Annotated in this window: 13 protein-coding genes; 5 read left to right on the top strand and 8 right to left on the bottom strand. The window is 70.9% G+C overall.

Going from position 1 to position 16,467, the window contains the following annotated elements:
* Nucleotides 1-139 precede the first annotated feature (139 nt).
* The 8 genes from U870_RS0107920 to U870_RS0107885 all read right to left on the bottom strand — a co-directional run bounded on the left by U870_RS0107920 (nucleotide 140) and on the right by U870_RS0107885 (nucleotide 9,541).
* Complete coding sequence (locus U870_RS0107920) at nucleotides 140-1,030, bottom strand: siderophore-interacting protein (RefSeq protein ID WP_025156869.1); 891 nt, start codon at nucleotides 1,028-1,030, stop codon at nucleotides 140-142.
* Nucleotides 1,027-2,904, bottom strand: coding sequence for an ABC transporter ATP-binding protein (locus tag U870_RS0107915; protein ID WP_025156868.1), 1,878 nt, complete (start codon nucleotides 2,902-2,904; stop codon nucleotides 1,027-1,029). Before U870_RS0107915 ends, U870_RS0107920 begins: the two co-directional genes overlap by 4 nt.
* Complete coding sequence (locus U870_RS0107910; RefSeq protein ID WP_025156867.1) at nucleotides 2,897-4,519, bottom strand: ABC transporter transmembrane domain-containing protein; 1,623 nt, start codon at nucleotides 4,517-4,519, stop codon at nucleotides 2,897-2,899. The genes U870_RS0107915 and U870_RS0107910 overlap by 8 nt, the downstream gene beginning before the upstream one ends.
* Nucleotides 4,516-5,304, bottom strand: coding sequence for an ATP-binding cassette domain-containing protein (locus U870_RS0107905; RefSeq protein WP_025156866.1), 789 nt, complete (start codon nucleotides 5,302-5,304; stop codon nucleotides 4,516-4,518). The genes U870_RS0107910 and U870_RS0107905 overlap by 4 nt, the downstream gene beginning before the upstream one ends.
* 11 nt (nucleotides 5,305-5,315) lie before the next feature.
* On the bottom strand, nucleotides 5,316-6,368 hold the full coding sequence (locus U870_RS0107900; protein WP_240183654.1) for a FecCD family ABC transporter permease: 1,053 nt from the start codon (nucleotides 6,366-6,368) through the stop codon (nucleotides 5,316-5,318).
* Between the two features lie 2 nt (nucleotides 6,369-6,370).
* On the bottom strand, nucleotides 6,371-7,486 hold the full coding sequence (locus U870_RS0107895) for a FecCD family ABC transporter permease (RefSeq protein WP_025156864.1): 1,116 nt from the start codon (nucleotides 7,484-7,486) through the stop codon (nucleotides 6,371-6,373).
* Nucleotides 7,483-8,544 (bottom strand): ABC transporter substrate-binding protein, encoded by a 1,062-nt coding sequence (locus tag U870_RS0107890; protein ID WP_025156863.1) that lies wholly within the window; start codon nucleotides 8,542-8,544, stop codon nucleotides 7,483-7,485. The genes U870_RS0107895 and U870_RS0107890 overlap by 4 nt, the downstream gene beginning before the upstream one ends.
* A gap of 154 nt (nucleotides 8,545-8,698) precedes the next feature.
* Nucleotides 8,699-9,541, bottom strand: coding sequence for a helix-turn-helix transcriptional regulator (locus U870_RS0107885; RefSeq protein ID WP_025156862.1), 843 nt, complete (start codon nucleotides 9,539-9,541; stop codon nucleotides 8,699-8,701).
* A gap of 200 nt (nucleotides 9,542-9,741) precedes the next feature.
* Here U870_RS0107885 and U870_RS0107880 point away from each other — a divergent pair, with 200 nt between their 5' ends.
* From U870_RS0107880 to U870_RS0107860, 5 genes are all read left to right on the top strand, one after another.
* Nucleotides 9,742-10,299: a PadR family transcriptional regulator gene (locus U870_RS0107880; RefSeq protein ID WP_025156861.1), complete on the top strand. Its 558-nt coding sequence runs from the start codon at nucleotides 9,742-9,744 to the stop codon at nucleotides 10,297-10,299.
* 4 nt (nucleotides 10,300-10,303) lie between these two features.
* Nucleotides 10,304-12,034: an ABC1 kinase family protein gene (locus tag U870_RS0107875; protein WP_025156860.1), complete on the top strand. Its 1,731-nt coding sequence runs from the start codon at nucleotides 10,304-10,306 to the stop codon at nucleotides 12,032-12,034.
* A gap of 112 nt (nucleotides 12,035-12,146) precedes the next feature.
* Nucleotides 12,147-13,106, top strand: coding sequence for a PfkB family carbohydrate kinase (locus U870_RS0107870; protein WP_025156859.1), 960 nt, complete (start codon nucleotides 12,147-12,149; stop codon nucleotides 13,104-13,106).
* Entirely contained in the window at nucleotides 13,103-15,481 is a 2,379-nt protein-coding gene (locus tag U870_RS23605; RefSeq protein ID WP_025156858.1) for an extracellular solute-binding protein, read from the top strand. Before U870_RS0107870 ends, U870_RS23605 begins: the two co-directional genes overlap by 4 nt.
* Nucleotides 15,482-15,566: 85 nt before the next feature.
* On the top strand, nucleotides 15,567-16,466 hold the full coding sequence (locus U870_RS0107860) for a carbohydrate ABC transporter permease (protein ID WP_025156857.1): 900 nt from the start codon (nucleotides 15,567-15,569) through the stop codon (nucleotides 16,464-16,466).
* Nucleotide 16,467 lies beyond the last annotated feature (1 nt).

Below are 16,467 nucleotides of genomic sequence, written 5' to 3'. Positions count from 1 at the left end.
ATCCGCACCCGCAACGGTACTGCGCGCGGCTGTGGGCGGCCAGAGGACGGGACGCGCGGGGTCATCGTCGTGCGACATTCGTGCCGAATGCTGTCTTGGCGCGCCGCATTCCCGACATTCGTCACGAATGTCGGGGCGGTCAGAGGCCGAGCTCTTCGAGGCGGGTCTCGACGCGCAGCTGCGTATCCTCGGGCTCGTCATCTGGGGCGTCCGTCCACATCGCCTCCAATTCGCGCTGGACATGCCCGGGGAGGGCGGCGTACTTCGATTCCCAATCGGCGATCGGGGTCCAGTAGCCCACGACTTTGAAGCGGGTGGCGGGCAGCCTCAGCTCTCTGCGCAGATACGTGCGCGCGTCGCGGAGCGCAACCGTCTCGCCTGCGACCCACACGTAGCCCTCGTCCAGCGGGAGGCGGGCGTCGACGACGCTTCGCACGATCCGGCCGAGCGCGCTCGGACCGTGGCCGTTGCCTCCGATCACCCAGGTGACCTCCACGTCGTCGGCGACCTCGAACGGGATCCGGTCCGCCTCCTCGGCGACCTCGAGCACGATGCGTGTGCGGATGCCGTTCCGAGGGCCGGCGGCGATGCGCGCGACCGCGGGCAGGCCGGTGAGGTCGGCCACCAGCACCTGCCAGGTGGTCTCGGCCGGCGGCGCGTACAGACCGGTCGGGGAGTTCAGTCCGAGCACGTGCCCCGCCCGTGCGGCGGCGGCCCACGGCCCTGCGATGCCGGCCTCGTGCACCACGAAGTCGATGTCCAGCTCGGCGGTTTCTGGTCGCACTCCGCTGATCGTGTAGGTGCGCATCGGGGCTTCGGGGGCTCCGTCGGGCGTCGTCCACCAGTCGTCCTCGGGCACCGGCAGCGAGACGTCGCTTGGGTCGTCGCCGTGCGGGAAGAACACGCGCACGTACTCGTCCCCGATGCCGGTGCTCAGGAAGTCGGCGACGCCGGAGCCCCCGAGGGTGACGCGGACGAGGTTCGGTGTGAGGGGGATCGTGCTGCTGACGATGCCGCGGTGGATCTTCACGAGGTCTCCGTCTCTGTGTCGGTGTCTGTGTCTGTGTCTGTGTCGGTGCGGTCGGGATAGGTGTGAACGTGGGACGGTGCGGGCCGGCCCGTGCTCGGCGCGTCGGATGCGTGACCGGAGGCTCCGTACTGGGCGCGCCAGAAGCTCCGGTACGGTCCGTTCGCGGCGAGGAGTTCGGAGTGGGTGCCTCGCTGCGCCACCGCGCCGTCCGCGAAGACGACGATCTGGTCGGCTGTCGATGCCTGCTCCAGCCGATGTGCGATCACGACCGCGGTCCGGCCCTGACGCAGTGCGCCGATGGCCGCCTCGACCGCGTCGCGATGCTGCAGGCCGACGTCCGCGGTCGCCTCGTCGAGGATCACGACGGAGGGGTCGGCGAGCAGCGCTCGGGCGACGGCCAGTTGCTGGATGCGACCTTCGTCGAGGGCGACAGCCGGCGTCGGCCGTCCCGGCTGCGCGACCGATGTCGGCTGCGCGACAGGCTCCGCCGCCGGGATGGCCCAGTCCGCGCCGACGGCGGCCAGCGCCGCGGCGATCTGCTCCTGCCCGGCGTCGGGGGCGGCGAGTCGAAGGTTGTCGGCGACGCTCCCGCGGAAGTGGTGCAGCTCCTGCGAGATGTAATACGGGATCGTCGGGTGATCGAGACGCAGCCTTCCGGACGACGGGACGAAATGGCCGGCGATCACCCGTGCCAGGGTGCTCTTGCCCGATCCGGAAGTGCCGACGAACGCCGCGGTGGTGCCGGGCTCCACGCGCAGCGTGACGCCGCCGACCCCGAGACCGCTTGTGGGGTAGCGGAACTCCACGTCGTGCAGATCGATCCCGGCCGGCGGGTGGCGCGAGCCGGACGCCGTCGTCGGGGGAGCGGGGGATGCGGCCGGGGCGAGGTCGATGACGCCGACGAGCCGCGCCAGGCCGATCGTCGCCCGCTGGACGTCGTCGAGGCCGAAGATCAGTTGTCCGATCGGGTCGAACAGGCGGTGGAAGACCAGCGCGGCGGTCGTGACCGTCCCGATGCTGATCGCGCCGCTCGCGTGCAGGACGAACCCGGTCGCGAGCAGCGCCGCCAGCCCGAAGGCCTCGCCCCCGTTGATCCAGCGGAAGAGCCTGTTGCGCAGCCGCACGCCCTCGATCTGCACCCGGATCGACTCCTCGGCGCGCTCGTCCACGCGGTCGAGGGCGGTCCGCTGCTCGTTCAGTGCCGTGAGCGTCTCCACTCCCTCCACGGCTTCGATGACGGCCTGGCTGCGGGCGGCCTCCCGCGCACGCACCTCCCGGAACACCACGCGCGAGCGGCGCAGGAAGGCGCGGGTGCCGACCAGATAGAAGGGGACGCAGGCGATGCCGGCGAGCGCCAGCCACGGGTCGAGCGCGGCGAAGGCGACCACGGAGACCGCGATCGCGAACGTCGCCGACAGCACGGTGGGCACGACGGTGCCGCCCGCCTCGGCGACCGCGTCGACGTCGCCGGTCACGCGGGAGACGAGGTCGGCGCTCTCGCCGTCGTCGACTGTGCTCGCCGGAAGCCGCATGGCGGAGGCGAAGACGTCCTCGCGTAGACGTGCCAGCACTTCCTGGACCAGAGCGGTCAGCATGCGCGCTCCCCACAGCGACAGTCCGACCGCGCCGATCGCTCCGCCGGCGACGACCCCGAGCCAGCCGGCGATGGTCGGGAGGCCGGCCCCGGACGAGACCGCGTCGACGATCCGGCCGAGCCCTGCAGGCATCACGAGCCCGACGCCCGAGGCCGCCAGGAAGAGGAGGGCGACGGCGATCGATCGGCTCCGGTGGCGGCGCAACAGGCCGGCGACGACCGCACGTACCCGTCGGGGCGTCGCGATCGGGAGGGTGGTGTCCGTCGGCGCCTCAGCCATGCCCCTCCGCCGATCCGAGCGGGCGGAACTCGATGACGCGGTCGCAGGCGGCCAGGAGGACGGGGGACGTCGTGATCACGACCGTGGTCGCGTCCAGGGCCGCCAGGCCCGTGGCGATGTGCGCCTCCGTGATCGCGTCCACGGCGGACGTGGGCTCGTCCAGCACGAGCACGTCGGCATCCGCGTGCAGCGCGCGTGCCAGGCCGATGCGTTGGCGCTGGCCGCCTGAGAGGCGCCTGCCCGCCTCGCCGACCTGCGCATCCCAGCCGCCGACGAGGAGGACGGTGTCGTGCAGCGCTGCGACCGCGACCAGCTCCGGCCGCGGGCTCGCGTTCGGCCCGCTCACCGCTTCGCCCAGGGTGCCGCTGACGATCGCGGCACGATGCGGCATGGCCAGCACGCGACGTCGGTAGGCGAGGGGGTCGAGGTCGCGTGCGTCCCGGTGCGCTCCGTCGATCAGCACCGAGACGTCGCCGCGCTCGGCGGGCGCCCGCATCCCGAGCAGCCGGGAGAGTGCGCGTGCGGCGTCGCTGTCGGGCGGCCGGATGCCGACGAACTCGCCGCTGCGCACCTCCACCCGCTCCGCGCCGGCACGGAAGGTCAGCACGATGTCGTCCGGCCGTTCGAGGGCGGAGCCGGACCCCGGAAGGGCGAGGAGGTCCTCCGCGTCGATCACCTCGGCGAGCCGGCGCGCGGACGCGAGCTTGTGGATCCAGTTCGAGGGGAACGACCCGGCGTACGCGAGGGAGCCGCTGACGTACTGCGCCAGCCCGAGCACGGTGATGAGCTCCCCGACGCTGATCCGGCCCTCGGCCGCGAACCAGGCGGACATCCCCGTGAGCACTGTGGTGACGACGGCGGCGAAGGCACCGCTCACCGCCTCGTAGGCCGCGAGCGAGCGTCCGGCCGCCGTGGCCGCGACCCGAGAGGTGTCGCTCGCGGAGACGTACCGCCGAACCGCCTCGTCGCGGGCGCCCATGCCGACGAGCACGCGGAAGCCGCTCATGAAATCGGCGGCGACCGCGCCCGCCTCGGTCGCAGCGTGTTGCTCGGCGAGCCCACGATGCTCCAACGGGCGCGAGACGGCGCGCATCACGAGCATCATTGCAGCGGTGGAGGCGAAGACCACGAGCGTCGCCAGGGGGGAGATCACCAGCATGGCCAGCGCAGCGCCGACGATCGCAGCGAGGGTGGCGCACTGCTGCGCCACCGACCAGGCCACGCCGGCGACACGGTAGGTGTCGGAGGTCACATAGGTGAGCGCTTCTCCGGGCGTGAGTGTCCGCCGGGACAGCCGGGGCCGCAGGATGCGGGAGAGGGTGACGGCTCGGAGCGCCTGCTCGCCGTAGCCGTAGACGGTCACCATCAGTCGTGAGGCCGTCTGGTAGCTGGTGGTCAGGACGACGAACGCCCCGATCAGGAGGCCGAGCCAGAGGAGCAGCGCACCGAGGTCCGCGGGCAGCACGGCGCGGTCGATCGCGACGCCGATGAGCACGGGGATCGCCGCCTCGGAGAGGGAGTGGACCATCAGCAGGCCGGTCGCCGCGGCGAGGGCGAACCCGCGGCCGTCGGCGGTGAGGGCGATCCCGAACAGCCGGCGCGGCGTGGTCGTCACGGCGTCCGCCGACCGAGAGGAAGCACCAGCGGGGTGCCTGCGACGGGGTCGGTGATCACGACGCACGGCAGGTCGTACACGGCCTCGACGAGCTCGGCCGTGATGATCTCGCGCGGGTCGCCCTGCGCGACGATGACCCCGTCCCTCATCGCGACGAGGTGTGTGGCGTAGCGGGCAGCGTGGTTCAGGTCGTGAAGCACGGCCACGAGTGTGGTCCCGCCCCGGTGGAGGTCGGCGAACAACTCCAGCAGCTCGATCTGGTGAGCGATGTCGAGGAACGTCGTCGGCTCGTCGAGCAGCAGGTGCCCGGTCTGCTGGGCGAGGGCCATCGCCACCCACACCCGCTGGCGCTGGCCGCCGGAGAGCTCGTCCACGAGGCGCCTCGACAGTTCGGTGGTGCGGGTCGCGGCCAGGGCCTCCGCCACCGCGCGGTCGTCCTCCCTGGTCCAGGTGCGCAGTGCGTTCTGGTGCGGAAACCGCCCGCGGCCCACCAGGTCGGCGACGGTGATGCCGTCCGGAGCGATCGAGGACTGGGGCAGGAGACCCAGTTTGCGAGCCGCCTCCTTCGGCTTGAGCGAGCGCAGTTCGGCCCCGTCGAGCAGCACGGAGCCGGTGCTGGGACGCAGGAGACGTGCGAGGCCGCGCAGCAGCGTCGACTTGCCGCACGCGTTGGGGCCGATGATGATCGTGAACGACTGGTCGGGCACCTGCAGGGACAGATCCGAGATGATCGGGGAGTCGCCGTAGCCCAGGGTGATGTCGCGAGCGAGGAGCGATGCGGTCACGGATGGTCCTTTCATGCGCGTCGCGCGTACTGCCGGGCGAGAAGCCAGGCGAGGTAGAGTCCGCCGACCGAGACGGTGACGACGCCGACGGGCACCATCAGCGCCTGGGCGGCCGTGTCGGAGACGACGACCAGGGCGGCCCCGGTCAGCAGGAGCGGCACAGTCCCCATCGGAGTGTTCGAACGGGTGAGCCTCTGGGAGATCTGCGGGGCGGCCAGGGCGATGAACGAGATCGGGCCGGCCGCGGCGGTGACCAGTGCGACCAATGCGACGCCGATCACCATCGCCGCCAGCCTGGTGCGTCCCGGGCGGATGCCGAGAGCGGTCGCGGCGTCATCGCCCATTTCGAGCACCGGCAGAGTGCGACTCAGGGGACATGCCGCAAGGAGCACCACGGCGAAGACGAGGGCCGCCGGGATCAGCTGGTCGAAGCCGAGCGAGGCGAGGGAGCCTGCGCCCCAGGTCGCCGCCATCATCGCCTTCTCGACGCTGACCGAGAGGAGGATCCAGGAGGTGAGTGAGCCCAGGCCGGCCGAGACGCCGATCCCGACGATGATGAGTCGGAACGATGAGGCGGAGCCCGTGGTCGCGAGCAGGAAGACGAGGAGCGCTGTGATGAGACCGCCGAGGAGCGCGCCGGCCGCTTTGAACAGATACGTGTTCAGCTCGAAGACGACCATCATGAGCGTGACGCCGAACTGCGCGCCGATGCCGAAGCCGATGATGTCCGGGGAACCCAGCGGGTTGCGGGTGAGCGATTGGAAGATCCCGCCGGCGAGAGCGAGCGCGGCTCCGCACAGCACGGCGAAGAGGACGCGCGGCAGTCGCCACTCGAGCACGACCTGCCGGACGTCCGGATCGGACGCGGGGTCCACGATCGCGCGCAGCACTGCGGCGAGGTCGACGCCGAACGCGCCGATGGTCATCGACACGAGGCCGGCGACGACGATCACGACGGCGAGCACGACACTCACGACGACCGCGCGGAGGGGGACGAGACCGGCGACACGTTCCGTGTCGATGCGGAGCAGGCGTCGGCCGAAATCGACGGGAGGCTGCTCCACGCTCACAGTGTGCTCACCTGCTTGCGGCGCACGAGCGCCACGAGCACCGGCGCACCCAGCAGACCCGTGACGATGCCGACCCGCAACTCGCCGCTGGGGAGCACGACACGGCCCAGCACATCGGCGAGAAGCAGGAAGACGGGGCCGACGACGGCCGAGTAGGCGAGCACCCAACGCTGGTCGGGACCGGTGAACCAGCGGACCAGGTGCGGGATCATTATGCCGACGAACGCGATGGGGCCGGCAGCGGCGACGCCCGTGCCTGCGAGGAGGGTGACGGCGACGATCACCAGGATGCGCGTCCAGGCGATGCGCGCGCCGAGCGCTTGGGCCAGGTCGTCGCCGAGCGCGAGAGCGTTCAGGGAGCGCGCGCTCAGGAGGCCGAGGAGCAGCCCGCACGCGATCAGCGGTAGCGCCCACGCGAGCTGGTCGAGGGTGCGTCCGCCGATGGAGCCGACGCCCCAGAAGCGCATGACCTGCAGGGTGCTGTGGTTCTGCAGCACGATCGCGGTGGTGAGCCCGGTGAAGGCGGCGCCCAGCGCGACACCGGCGAGGGTGAGCTTCAACGGGGTCGCGCCGGAGGATCCGAACGAGCCGAGGGCGTACACGAGGAGGGTCAGGACGAGGGCGCCGGCGAGTGCGAACGGCACATAGGCTCCCGGCGCGGTCAGGCCCAGGACGCCGACCGCGAAGGTCACGGCGAACGACGCTCCTGCGTTCACCCCGAGGATGCCGGGGTCGGCGAGGGGGTTGCGGGTGAACGCCTGGATCAGGGCGCCGCAGACCGCCAACGCGGCTCCCACGGCGATCCCGAGGACGGTGCGCGGCACGCGGAGCTCGACGACCATGAGGTGCAGCGGGTTCGCGTCGTCGTACGCGGTGAGGGCGCGGAGCACGGTGACCGGGTCGATGCCACGGTTGCCGATCGCGAGGGAGGCGATCGCGGCGGCCATCAGCACGGCCGCGGCGATGAACAGGCCGGCCACCCGCACTCCGTTGCGGTGCGGGAGGTCGCCGCGGTCGCGACGGCCTTCCGCACCGGAGCCGGGGGTGACCGCGCCGTCGCCCGTCACGGGTCGAGCCGCGAGCGAGGTCGGTGTCGACACCCCCGCGGTCACGTGCCGGAGATCGTCGGCGTGCCCTGCAGAGCGGCCGCGAGGTCGTCGACGTACTTCGGGAGGATGTACTTCAGGGAGAGCACGGTCGGTGCGCTGATGGCGGAGGCTTCGGCGTCGTCGGCGTAGATCACGTAGGCCTTCTTCTCGACCGGGTTCCACCGTGAGACGACCTTGTTGTCCACGGTGTACTCGCCCTCGGCGGCGCTGCCACCCCAGGCGGCGAACAGATCGGCCTGCACGTCGTAGAGCTTCTCCAGGCTGACGCCGGTGTACCAGTTGTCGCCCTCCGCGGTCGAGAGGAAGGTGTCCATCGCCGAGGTGGAGGTGAATCCGAGCGCCTCGGTGATGCGCACGCGGGGATCGTACTTCAGGTAGACACCGAGGTCGGTGCCGCCCTCGTTGAGCGTCAGGCCCCAGACGAAGGTCTTGCCGTGGAACTCGGGGTGGGCGTCGGCGAGGGAGGTGACCAGATCCTCCGTCTCATCGACGAGCTTCTCGGCCTTCTCGTCTTCCCACATCGCCTTGCCGACGGTGCGGGTCATGTCCTCCCACGTCCCAGGGTTCCACGGGCCCTCGATGTAGGGGACGGTCGGCGCGATCTCGGTCAGGCGCTTGTACTCGATGTCGCTGAGTCCCGAGTACAGGCCCAGGATGAGGTCGGGCTTGAGCGCCTTGATCGCCTCGTAGTTGGGACCCTCCTCGGCGGACGGGATGAGCTGGGGGGTCGCGCCGTACTCGGCGGTGACGTACTTCTCGAACCAGGGCTGGTATCCGCTCTCGCCGGCGCCCCAGACCTTCTCGATGCCCACGGGGTTCTCGCCGAGCGCGGCGACGATGTCCGGCGTCATCCAGCCGAGGGCGACGATGCGCTTCGGCTTCTCGCTGATGGTGGTGGAGCCGTGGGCGTGCGTGATCACGACGCCGCCGGTCGCGGAGCTGGTAGACGAGGTGCCTTCAGCACCGGTCGTGCACGCGGTCATGGCGAGCACGGCGGCGACGGCGACGGCGGCGAGGGCGGAGGCTCGGCGCGCTTTCGGGCGCGCGAGGGGGAAGGGCATGGCTCTCCTTTGCGAAGGGATGGGGAAGGATGCCGCGACGACGCGGCCGAAGTTAGGTAAAGCTAACCTAATAACCCGATGCTAGAACGCCGAAGAGCGGGGAAGTGTCGTCAGACGGACGAGTTGGGCGGCGATTCGGACAGTCGTGACGCGCTCAGCGCCAGTACAGGCGATGAGCGGAGTCGGCCTGAACGCGTGCCACATGCTGGCGCGGCGTCATCCCGTAACGGTCCTTGAAGGCGGCCGAGAAGGCGCTGGTCGTGGAATAGCCGCAGCGATGCGCTGCCGCCCCGATCGGTGTGCCGTCGACGATGAGCCGAGTGGCCAGTGCCATCCGCACACCCGTGCGCCACCGGCCGAACGTCATCCCGATGTCACGAGTGAACACGCGAAGCACAGTGCGCTCGTGAAGGCCGTGTGTGGCGAAGAGCTGCCGGGCCGAGCGGGTGTCGCCAGGATCGGCGAGCACCGCCTGCACCAGCGCGCGCACCCGCTCGTCGGCCGGGAGCGGGACCTCGCCCCAGCCCTCCAGGGCTTCGGTCGCCGGCTGCTGGAGCATCTCGATCAGCACCGACTGGATGCGGATGCGCAGCGCGTCATCCATGTCATTGATGCCCAGATGCAGCAGCATCTCCTGGACCGCACGGGGCACCAGCACGCGGCTGACCTCGGTGACGGCCGCCACGAGCGCGGTGTCGGGGATGTAGGTGTAGCAGCCGGTCGAGTCGCGATCGTGGCGGGCGGTGTGCGGGGTGAGCGCCGGGATCCACACGCCCTGCCCGGGCGCGAGGCGCCACATCGTGTCCTGCAGGTACACCCACACCGTGCCGCGATAGCACCAGGCGAGCATCGCGTCCGGATGCGTGTGCGGCGGCGAGATCGGCCGGGCGTGCCCGTCGTCCCCGGTCACGACGCCGGTGCCCATGAGGTAGGGCGAGACGACGCTGGACGGATGCGCTCCGCTGGCATCCCAGTCCGCTTGCCGATACGAGTCCATGTCCGCCTCAGCGTATCGGCGGGCTCTGCGGTGTCGCGAGCGCGCGTCACGTCGCGTCGATTCGTGCCACACGTCGACTCCGCGCAGCCCATTCCCCACATTCGGCACGAGTCTCGTCTGGGAGGTTGTCGAGAACGGCTCCCCGTTGCTATTGAGCGATATATCGTTGAGTATCGTTGACGACTCCTGAGGAGGACATCATGAGCGGTTCGAATTCGTTCCCGGCCGGCGGTTTCGGCGTCGGCGGGCCCGAGGGCATGTGGCAGGCGTTCGAGCAGTTGCGCTCGACGTTCGAGAAGCGGGTCGGCACGAGGATGGGTCGCGGCGACGTGCGCGCGGCCGTGCTCGCGCTGCTCGCCGAGAAGCCGATGCACGGCTACCAGATCATCCGCGAGATCGAGGAGCGCAGCGGCGGCAGCTGGAAGCCCAGCGCCGGTTCCGTCTACCCGACCCTCCAGCTGCTGGCCGACGAGGGGCTCCTCACGGCCGAGGAGTCGAACGGCCGCAAGACGTACGCGCTGACCGAAGCCGGTCGCGCCGAGGCCGAGGAGGCCGGGCCCGCACCGTGGGAGTCCGGGGCCGGCAGCACCGGCGGCATGCCGGGCGACGCCTTCGGGCCGCTGCCGAAGGCCGGCGTCGAGCTGGCGCAGGCGGCCGCCCAGGTGCGCCGCACCGGGACGCCCGAGCAGGTCCAGCAGGCCGTGACCGTGCTCGACGAGGCACGACGACGGCTGTACTCGATCCTCGCTCAGGACTGACGGGGTGACGTCCGTTCGCCCGGAGGGCGGCGAACCGGCGCGCACGGAGGCCGACGGGGCGGCGGCGGGGGACACCCGCCGCCGCTACCGCCGCATCCTGCGCTTCGCCGGCTGGAATCTCGCGGTCACCTGGTGGTACGAGCTGCTGCTGCCCCGGATCGGGCTGGCGCGGATCGCCGAACGCACCCGGTCGAAGCGGATGCAGCGCTTCGCGCAGCGCTTCCACGTGCTCGCGGTCGACCTTGGCGGCCTGATGATCAAGGTCGGCCAGTTCATGTCGTCGCGGCTCGACGTGCTCCCGCCGGAGATCACGGCGGAGCTCGAAGGGCTGCAGGACGAGGTCCCCGCGGTGCCGTTCCCGGCGATCCGCGCGCTCGCCGAGTCCGAGCTGGGCGTGCCGCTGAAGCGGGCGTTCGCCTGGGTCGACGAGACTCCCGTCGCCGCGGCCTCCCTCGGTCAGGCGCACCGGGCGCGGCTCTCGGCCCAGGACGCCGAGGAGACCGGGCTGGAGGCGGTCGTGATCAAGGTGCAGCGACCCGGGATCGGCGCGATCGTCGAGGTGGACCTGTCCGCGCTGCGCCGCGTCGGGCGCTGGCTCAGTCACGTGCGGCTGGTCTCCGACCGCGTCGACGCGCCGGAGCTGGTCGAGGAGTTCGCCCGGACCAGCCTGGAGGAGATCGACTACCTGCACGAGGCGGCGAGCTCGGAACGGTTCGCGGAGGACTTCGCCGCCGACGGCCGGGTGGCGGTTCCGGCGGTCGCCTGGGAGCGGACCACGCGCCGCGTGCTCACCCTCGAGGATGTGACCGCGATCAAGATCACCGACGCGGTGTCCCTGCGCGCCGCGGGCATCGACCCCGCCGAGGTCGCGCCGGTGTTCGCCGCCGTGATGTTCGACCAGCTCTTCACGAACGGGTTCTTCCACGCCGACCCGCATCCGGGCAACATCTTCGTCTCGCCGCTCCCCGGCGCCGCCGAGGGGGAGCGCCCGTGGCGGCTCACGTTCATCGACTTCGGCATGATGGGCGAGGTGCCGACCACGCTGCGGACCGGCCTGCGCAAGCTGCTGATCGCTGCGGCCTCCCGCGACGGGAAGGGGCTGGTCGACGCGATGCGCGACGTCGGCGTGCTGCTGCCCTCCGCCGACACGTCGCAGCTGGAGCAGGCGATGACCCAGCTGTTCGCCCGTTTCGGCGGGATGGGCTTCGCTGAGCTGCGCGAGGTGGACCCGCGCGAGTTCCGTGACTTCGGCCGGCAGTTCGGCGACGTGGTGCGCGCGCTGCCGTTTCAGCTGCCGGAGAACTTCCTCCTCATCGTGCGCGCGATGTCGCTGACCTCGGGTGTGTGCAGTGCGCTCGACTCCGAGTTCAACCTGTGGGATTCGGTGGAGCCGTACGCGCAGCAGTTGCTGCGCGATGAACGCGGCAACGTCGTCCAGGACTTCGCGAAGGAGGCGCTCGCCATCGCGGGCGTGGCCTGGCGGCTGCCCAAACGGGTCGACTCCCTCATCGACCGGGTCGAGGACGGCACCATCGCGGTGTCCTCACCCCGCCTCGAACGGCGGGTCGAGCGCCTGGAACGCACCGCCCGGCGGCTCGTCGCGGCGGTGGTGTTCGCCGGCGTGCTCGTCGCCGGGGCGATCCTCCATCCGCAGGACGCCGTGCTCGGCACGGTCCTGATGATCGCCTCCGTCGTGCCGCTCGCGGTCGCGATCGTGCCCGGCCGGCGGAGGTAGCGGCGCAGGTCGCCGCGTCCTCCGAGCGGCGTCCTGGGGAGTTCGAGACACCGAGTTGACGCGCGTAGACAATGCGCGTAGATTCGTCTCACTTCCCGTCAGAGAGGACCCGATGAACGAGCACCCGTCGCCCGACCGCACCGCCGCGGACCTGCTCGTGATCGGCTCGGTGAACGAGGACCGCTTCGCCTTCGTCGAGCGGTTCCCCCTCCCGGGCGAGACGGTCACGGCTGTCGCCGGGCGCCGCGGGCTCGGAGGCAAGGGGGCGAACCAGGCGGTCGCGGCCGCGCGGGCCGGCATCCTGGTGGAGTTCGTGGCCACGACGGGTGCGGATGCCGCCGGTGCCGAGGCCGTCGACGCTCTGACGGCGTTCGGCGTGCGCACGGCCGCGGTCGAGCGCGATCCGCGTGCCGCCACCGGTACCGCCTCGATCGCGGTGGATGCCCACGGGGAGAACTACGTGATCGTCGATGCGGGCGCCAATGCCCGGCTCGGGGCCGAGTCCGTCGCCCGCGCCTTCGCCCGGGGGCTCTCGGCTCCCGTCGTCCTGACCCAGGGGGAGATCCCCGCGGCGGCGATCGTGCAGGCGGCGCTCAGCGCCACGAGCAGCGGCTCCCGTTTCGTGCTCAACCTCGCCCCGGTCGTCGACCTTCCGGACGAAGTGCTGGCTCAGGCCGACCCGCTCGTGGTGAACGAGCACGAAGCGGCCGACATCGCCGCGAGACGCGGATCGGATGCGCGCGGGCACATCGAGATCCTGCACGCGCTGGCCGCCGTCTCCCGGTCGGTGGTCATCACCCTCGGCGCCGCAGGCGCCATCGCGGCGCGGGGCGGTGAGACGTGGTCGGTGCCCGGATTCCGTGCCGAAGCGGTCGTCGACACCACAGGCGCGGGCGACTCCTTCGTCGGCTCGCTCTGCGCGCGGCTCGCGCGCGGCGCGGACCTGCCGGAGGCGATGGTGTGGGCCTCCGCTGCGGCGTCGCTCTCCGTCGCCCGACCGGGTGCGGCGGAGTCCTACGCGTCCGCCGACGAGGTCGAGCGCCGGCTCGATTCCGCGGGAGCGTCGGCATGAGCGCCAAGCGGGTCACCCGCGGCGATGTCGCGCGCGCGGCGGGAACGTCGGAGGCCGTCGTCAGCTACGTCGTCAACAACGGACCGCGTCCGGTCGCCGAGGAGACGCGGTTGCGCGTCCTCGCGGCCATCAAATCCACCGGGTACCGCCCCAACACGATCGCCAAGGCGCTCGCGTCCGGGTCGTCCGGCGTGCTCGGGCTGGTCGTCCCCGACATCTCCAACCCCTTCTTCGCCGCCCTCGCGCGGGCCATCGAGGACGAGGTCTTCGCCACAGGCCGCGTCCTGCTGCTCGGCAACTCCGCCGAGAGCGGGCAGCGCGAGGCCCGGCTGATCGACAGCTTCATCGGGCGACGCGTCGACGGCCTGCTCTACGTCGGCGTCGGTCACCACGCACACGTGGAGGCCGCGCTCGACGAGGGGACCCCCGTCGTCGTCCTCGACCGCTACGATCCCACGCTCGGCGTCGCGTCCGTCGTCGTCGACAACTTCGAGGGTGCCGTGATCGCCACGGAGCACCTGATCGGCCACGGCTACCGCCGGATCGCGACGGTCGCCGGCCCCTCCGCCCTGTTCACTGCGGTCGAGCGGATCGGCGGATGGCGCAAGGCGCTCAAAGCCGCCGGCCTGCCCAACGGGGACGACCTTCTCGTGCAGGCGCCGTTCACGCGTGCGGGCGGCTATGCGGCCGGGACCGCGCTCTTCGCCGCCGATGTGCCGGATGCGGTGCTGGTCGCGAGCGAGCAGCAGGCGATCGGCCTGCTGGCGGCCGCCGCCGAGCACGGCATCCGCGTCCCGGAGGACGTCGCGCTGATCTCGTTCGACGGGACGGACGAGTCGCGCTTCAGCACCCCTCCACTGACCACGGTCACCCAGCCGTTCCATGAGATCGCACGCCACGCCGTGGCCCTCGCGCGTCCCATGGACGCGGGCGAGATCAAGCACCTCACCTGTGAGATGCAGCTCGTCCGACGCCGCTCCTGCGGCTGTCCCTATCCGAAGAATGAGAACCACCAGGCGCCGACCGAGTTGGCGAACACTGAAGACGCCTGGCAGTCCCCACCGAAAGAGGAACCTAGCATGAATCGAACCGTCAGAGTCGCGGGCGCCGTCGTCGCCGCCGCGGCGATGTCGCTCACAGCCGGCTGCACGGCCGGCGGAGGATCGGGATCGGGCTCCACCGGAACCCAGACCATCACCTTCGTCACCCCGCACCAGGGCGTCTACGACGACGTCATCAAGTCCTTCGAGTCGGACCATCCCGGCATCACGGTCGACCTCCAGGTCATCCCGTTCACCGAGATCGCCGCACAGACCCAGGCCCGCCTCGGGTCGAAGGACACCTCCATCGACCTGATCGCGGTCGACCCGCCCCGTCTGCCCTCGATGGTGCAGAAGGGCTTCCTCGCCGATGTGTCCTCCGACGCGAAGACGATGAAGGAGGACCTGACCGCGGGCGGCGTGAAGTCCGTCACGTGGAACGACAAGCAGTGGGCGTACCCGCTGTGGACGAGCGACAACTTCCTGTTCTACAACAAGGACCTCCTCGCCGCGGCGGGTGTCACCGCTCCCGGCGCCGACAATGCGAGCCGCTGGACCTGGGAGCAGACGCTCGACGCCGCGAAGAAGGCGCAGAGCGCCGGGGCCCAGTACGGTTTCGCGTTCGAGCAGGTCGACGCCTACTACGCCCTCCAGCCCGTGCTGATGTCGATGGGGGCCGGAACCGGCCTCTCGGGCAGCGGGAACCTGACCCCTGCGGTCGACACCACCGACTGGAAGAAGTTCGGCGACTGGTACAAGGCCCTCTACTCCGACGGGCTGTCGCCGAAGGGCATCCAGTCGGCGCAGATGCCCGATCTGTTCAAATCGGGCAAGGTCGCCTTCTACATCGCCGGCCCGGCGCGCATCACCGACCTGCAGAAGAGCGCCCTCGCGGACAAGTGGGGGATGGCGCCGCTCCCGTACCAGGAGGGCGGAAAGGTCGTCACCCCGACCGACTCGTGGGCGGTCGGAGTGAGCGCCTACAGCCAGCACAAGGAGGCGGCGCAGGAGTTCGCCCGATACCTCTCGCTCGACAGCGACGCGGCGGTCGGCACCTCGACCAAGTTCAACCTCCCGCCGGTCAACCAGAAGGCGTACCCGAAGTACATCCACTACATCGACGGCGTGGCCCCGGAGGAGACGACGCAGTACGGCAACGTGCTGACCACCGACTCCGACGAGCACGCCGCCCGTCGCCCCTCCTCGATCGGCTATGCCGACTTCGAGACGGTCGTGAACAAGGCGTTCGCGGACATCCGGTCCGGCGGCGACGTCGGTTCCATCCTGAGCGACGCCCAGAGCGCGCTCGAGCGGCAGCTCGCCCAGTACAAGTGACAGCGCGCGGGGCCGGCGACGTCCGCCGGCCCCGCAGCGTCACCCTGGCCTCCCCCTAAGGACAATCGTGTCTCAGACTTCTGCGATGCCGCGCGCCCGGAACGCCGCCGCATCCCCTTCCCGCGCCCGCTCCCGCCGGGCCGCCCGCGTGCGGGTGTGGCTCACCGCCGCCGCCTTCCTGCTCCCCGCGATCATCGGGCTGCTCATCCTCCGCATCATCCCGACCGTCCAGGCCGTCGGCACCTCCCTCACGAACCGGGTGGGGTCGTTCACCTTCGCGAACTTCGGTTACGTGTTCACCGACCCGGCTTTCGTCAACGCCCTCAAGGTGACGCTGCTGTTCGCGATCATCATCAACCCGATCCAGATCGCGCTCGCGCTCTGGCTCGCCGTGGTGCTGACCAAGCGGGTTCCCGGCGTCGGGATCTGGCGCACGCTCATCCTGCTCCCGATCGCCGTGCCGCAGATCGTCTCCGCCATCGTCTGGGGGGTGCTGTTCCGGCCGGACGGCCCGCTCAACGGGATCCTGGAGAGCCTCGGCATCGCACCCGTGCCGTGGCTCGTGAGTCCGGACACCGCCCTGCTGTCGATCATGATCATCTGCACCTGGGTCGGCGTCGGCTACTGGATGACGTTCCTCGTCGCCGGGATCAAGGACATTCCGGCCAGTCTCTACGAGGCGGCAGAGCTCGACGGCGCCGGAGGCTGGCAGCAGTTCCTGTACATCACGCTGCCCGGCCTGCGCCGACCGCTCCTGTTCGTCCTGGTGGCCGACACCGTGGCGAATTTCCTGGTGTTCGCCCCGGTGCGCATCCTCACCCAGGGCGGTCCTCAAGGGTCGACGAACCTCATCATGAACTTCATCTTCGAGCGTGCCTACACGCTCGCCGATCCCGCCGGAGCAGCGGCCGCGACCATCGTCCTCGTGTTGATCGTTGTCTGCGTCGTCGGCGTCCAGTTCCGCCTGCTCCCCGGAAAGGACTGAC

Origin of the sequence: Leifsonia aquatica H1aii (assembly GCF_000633535.1) — a bacterium.
GTDB lineage: Bacteria > Actinomycetota > Actinomycetes > Actinomycetales > Microbacteriaceae > Leifsonia > Leifsonia aquatica_A.
Note: the sequence above shows the minus strand (reverse complement) of the source record. Positions and strands in the feature narration are given on the sequence as shown.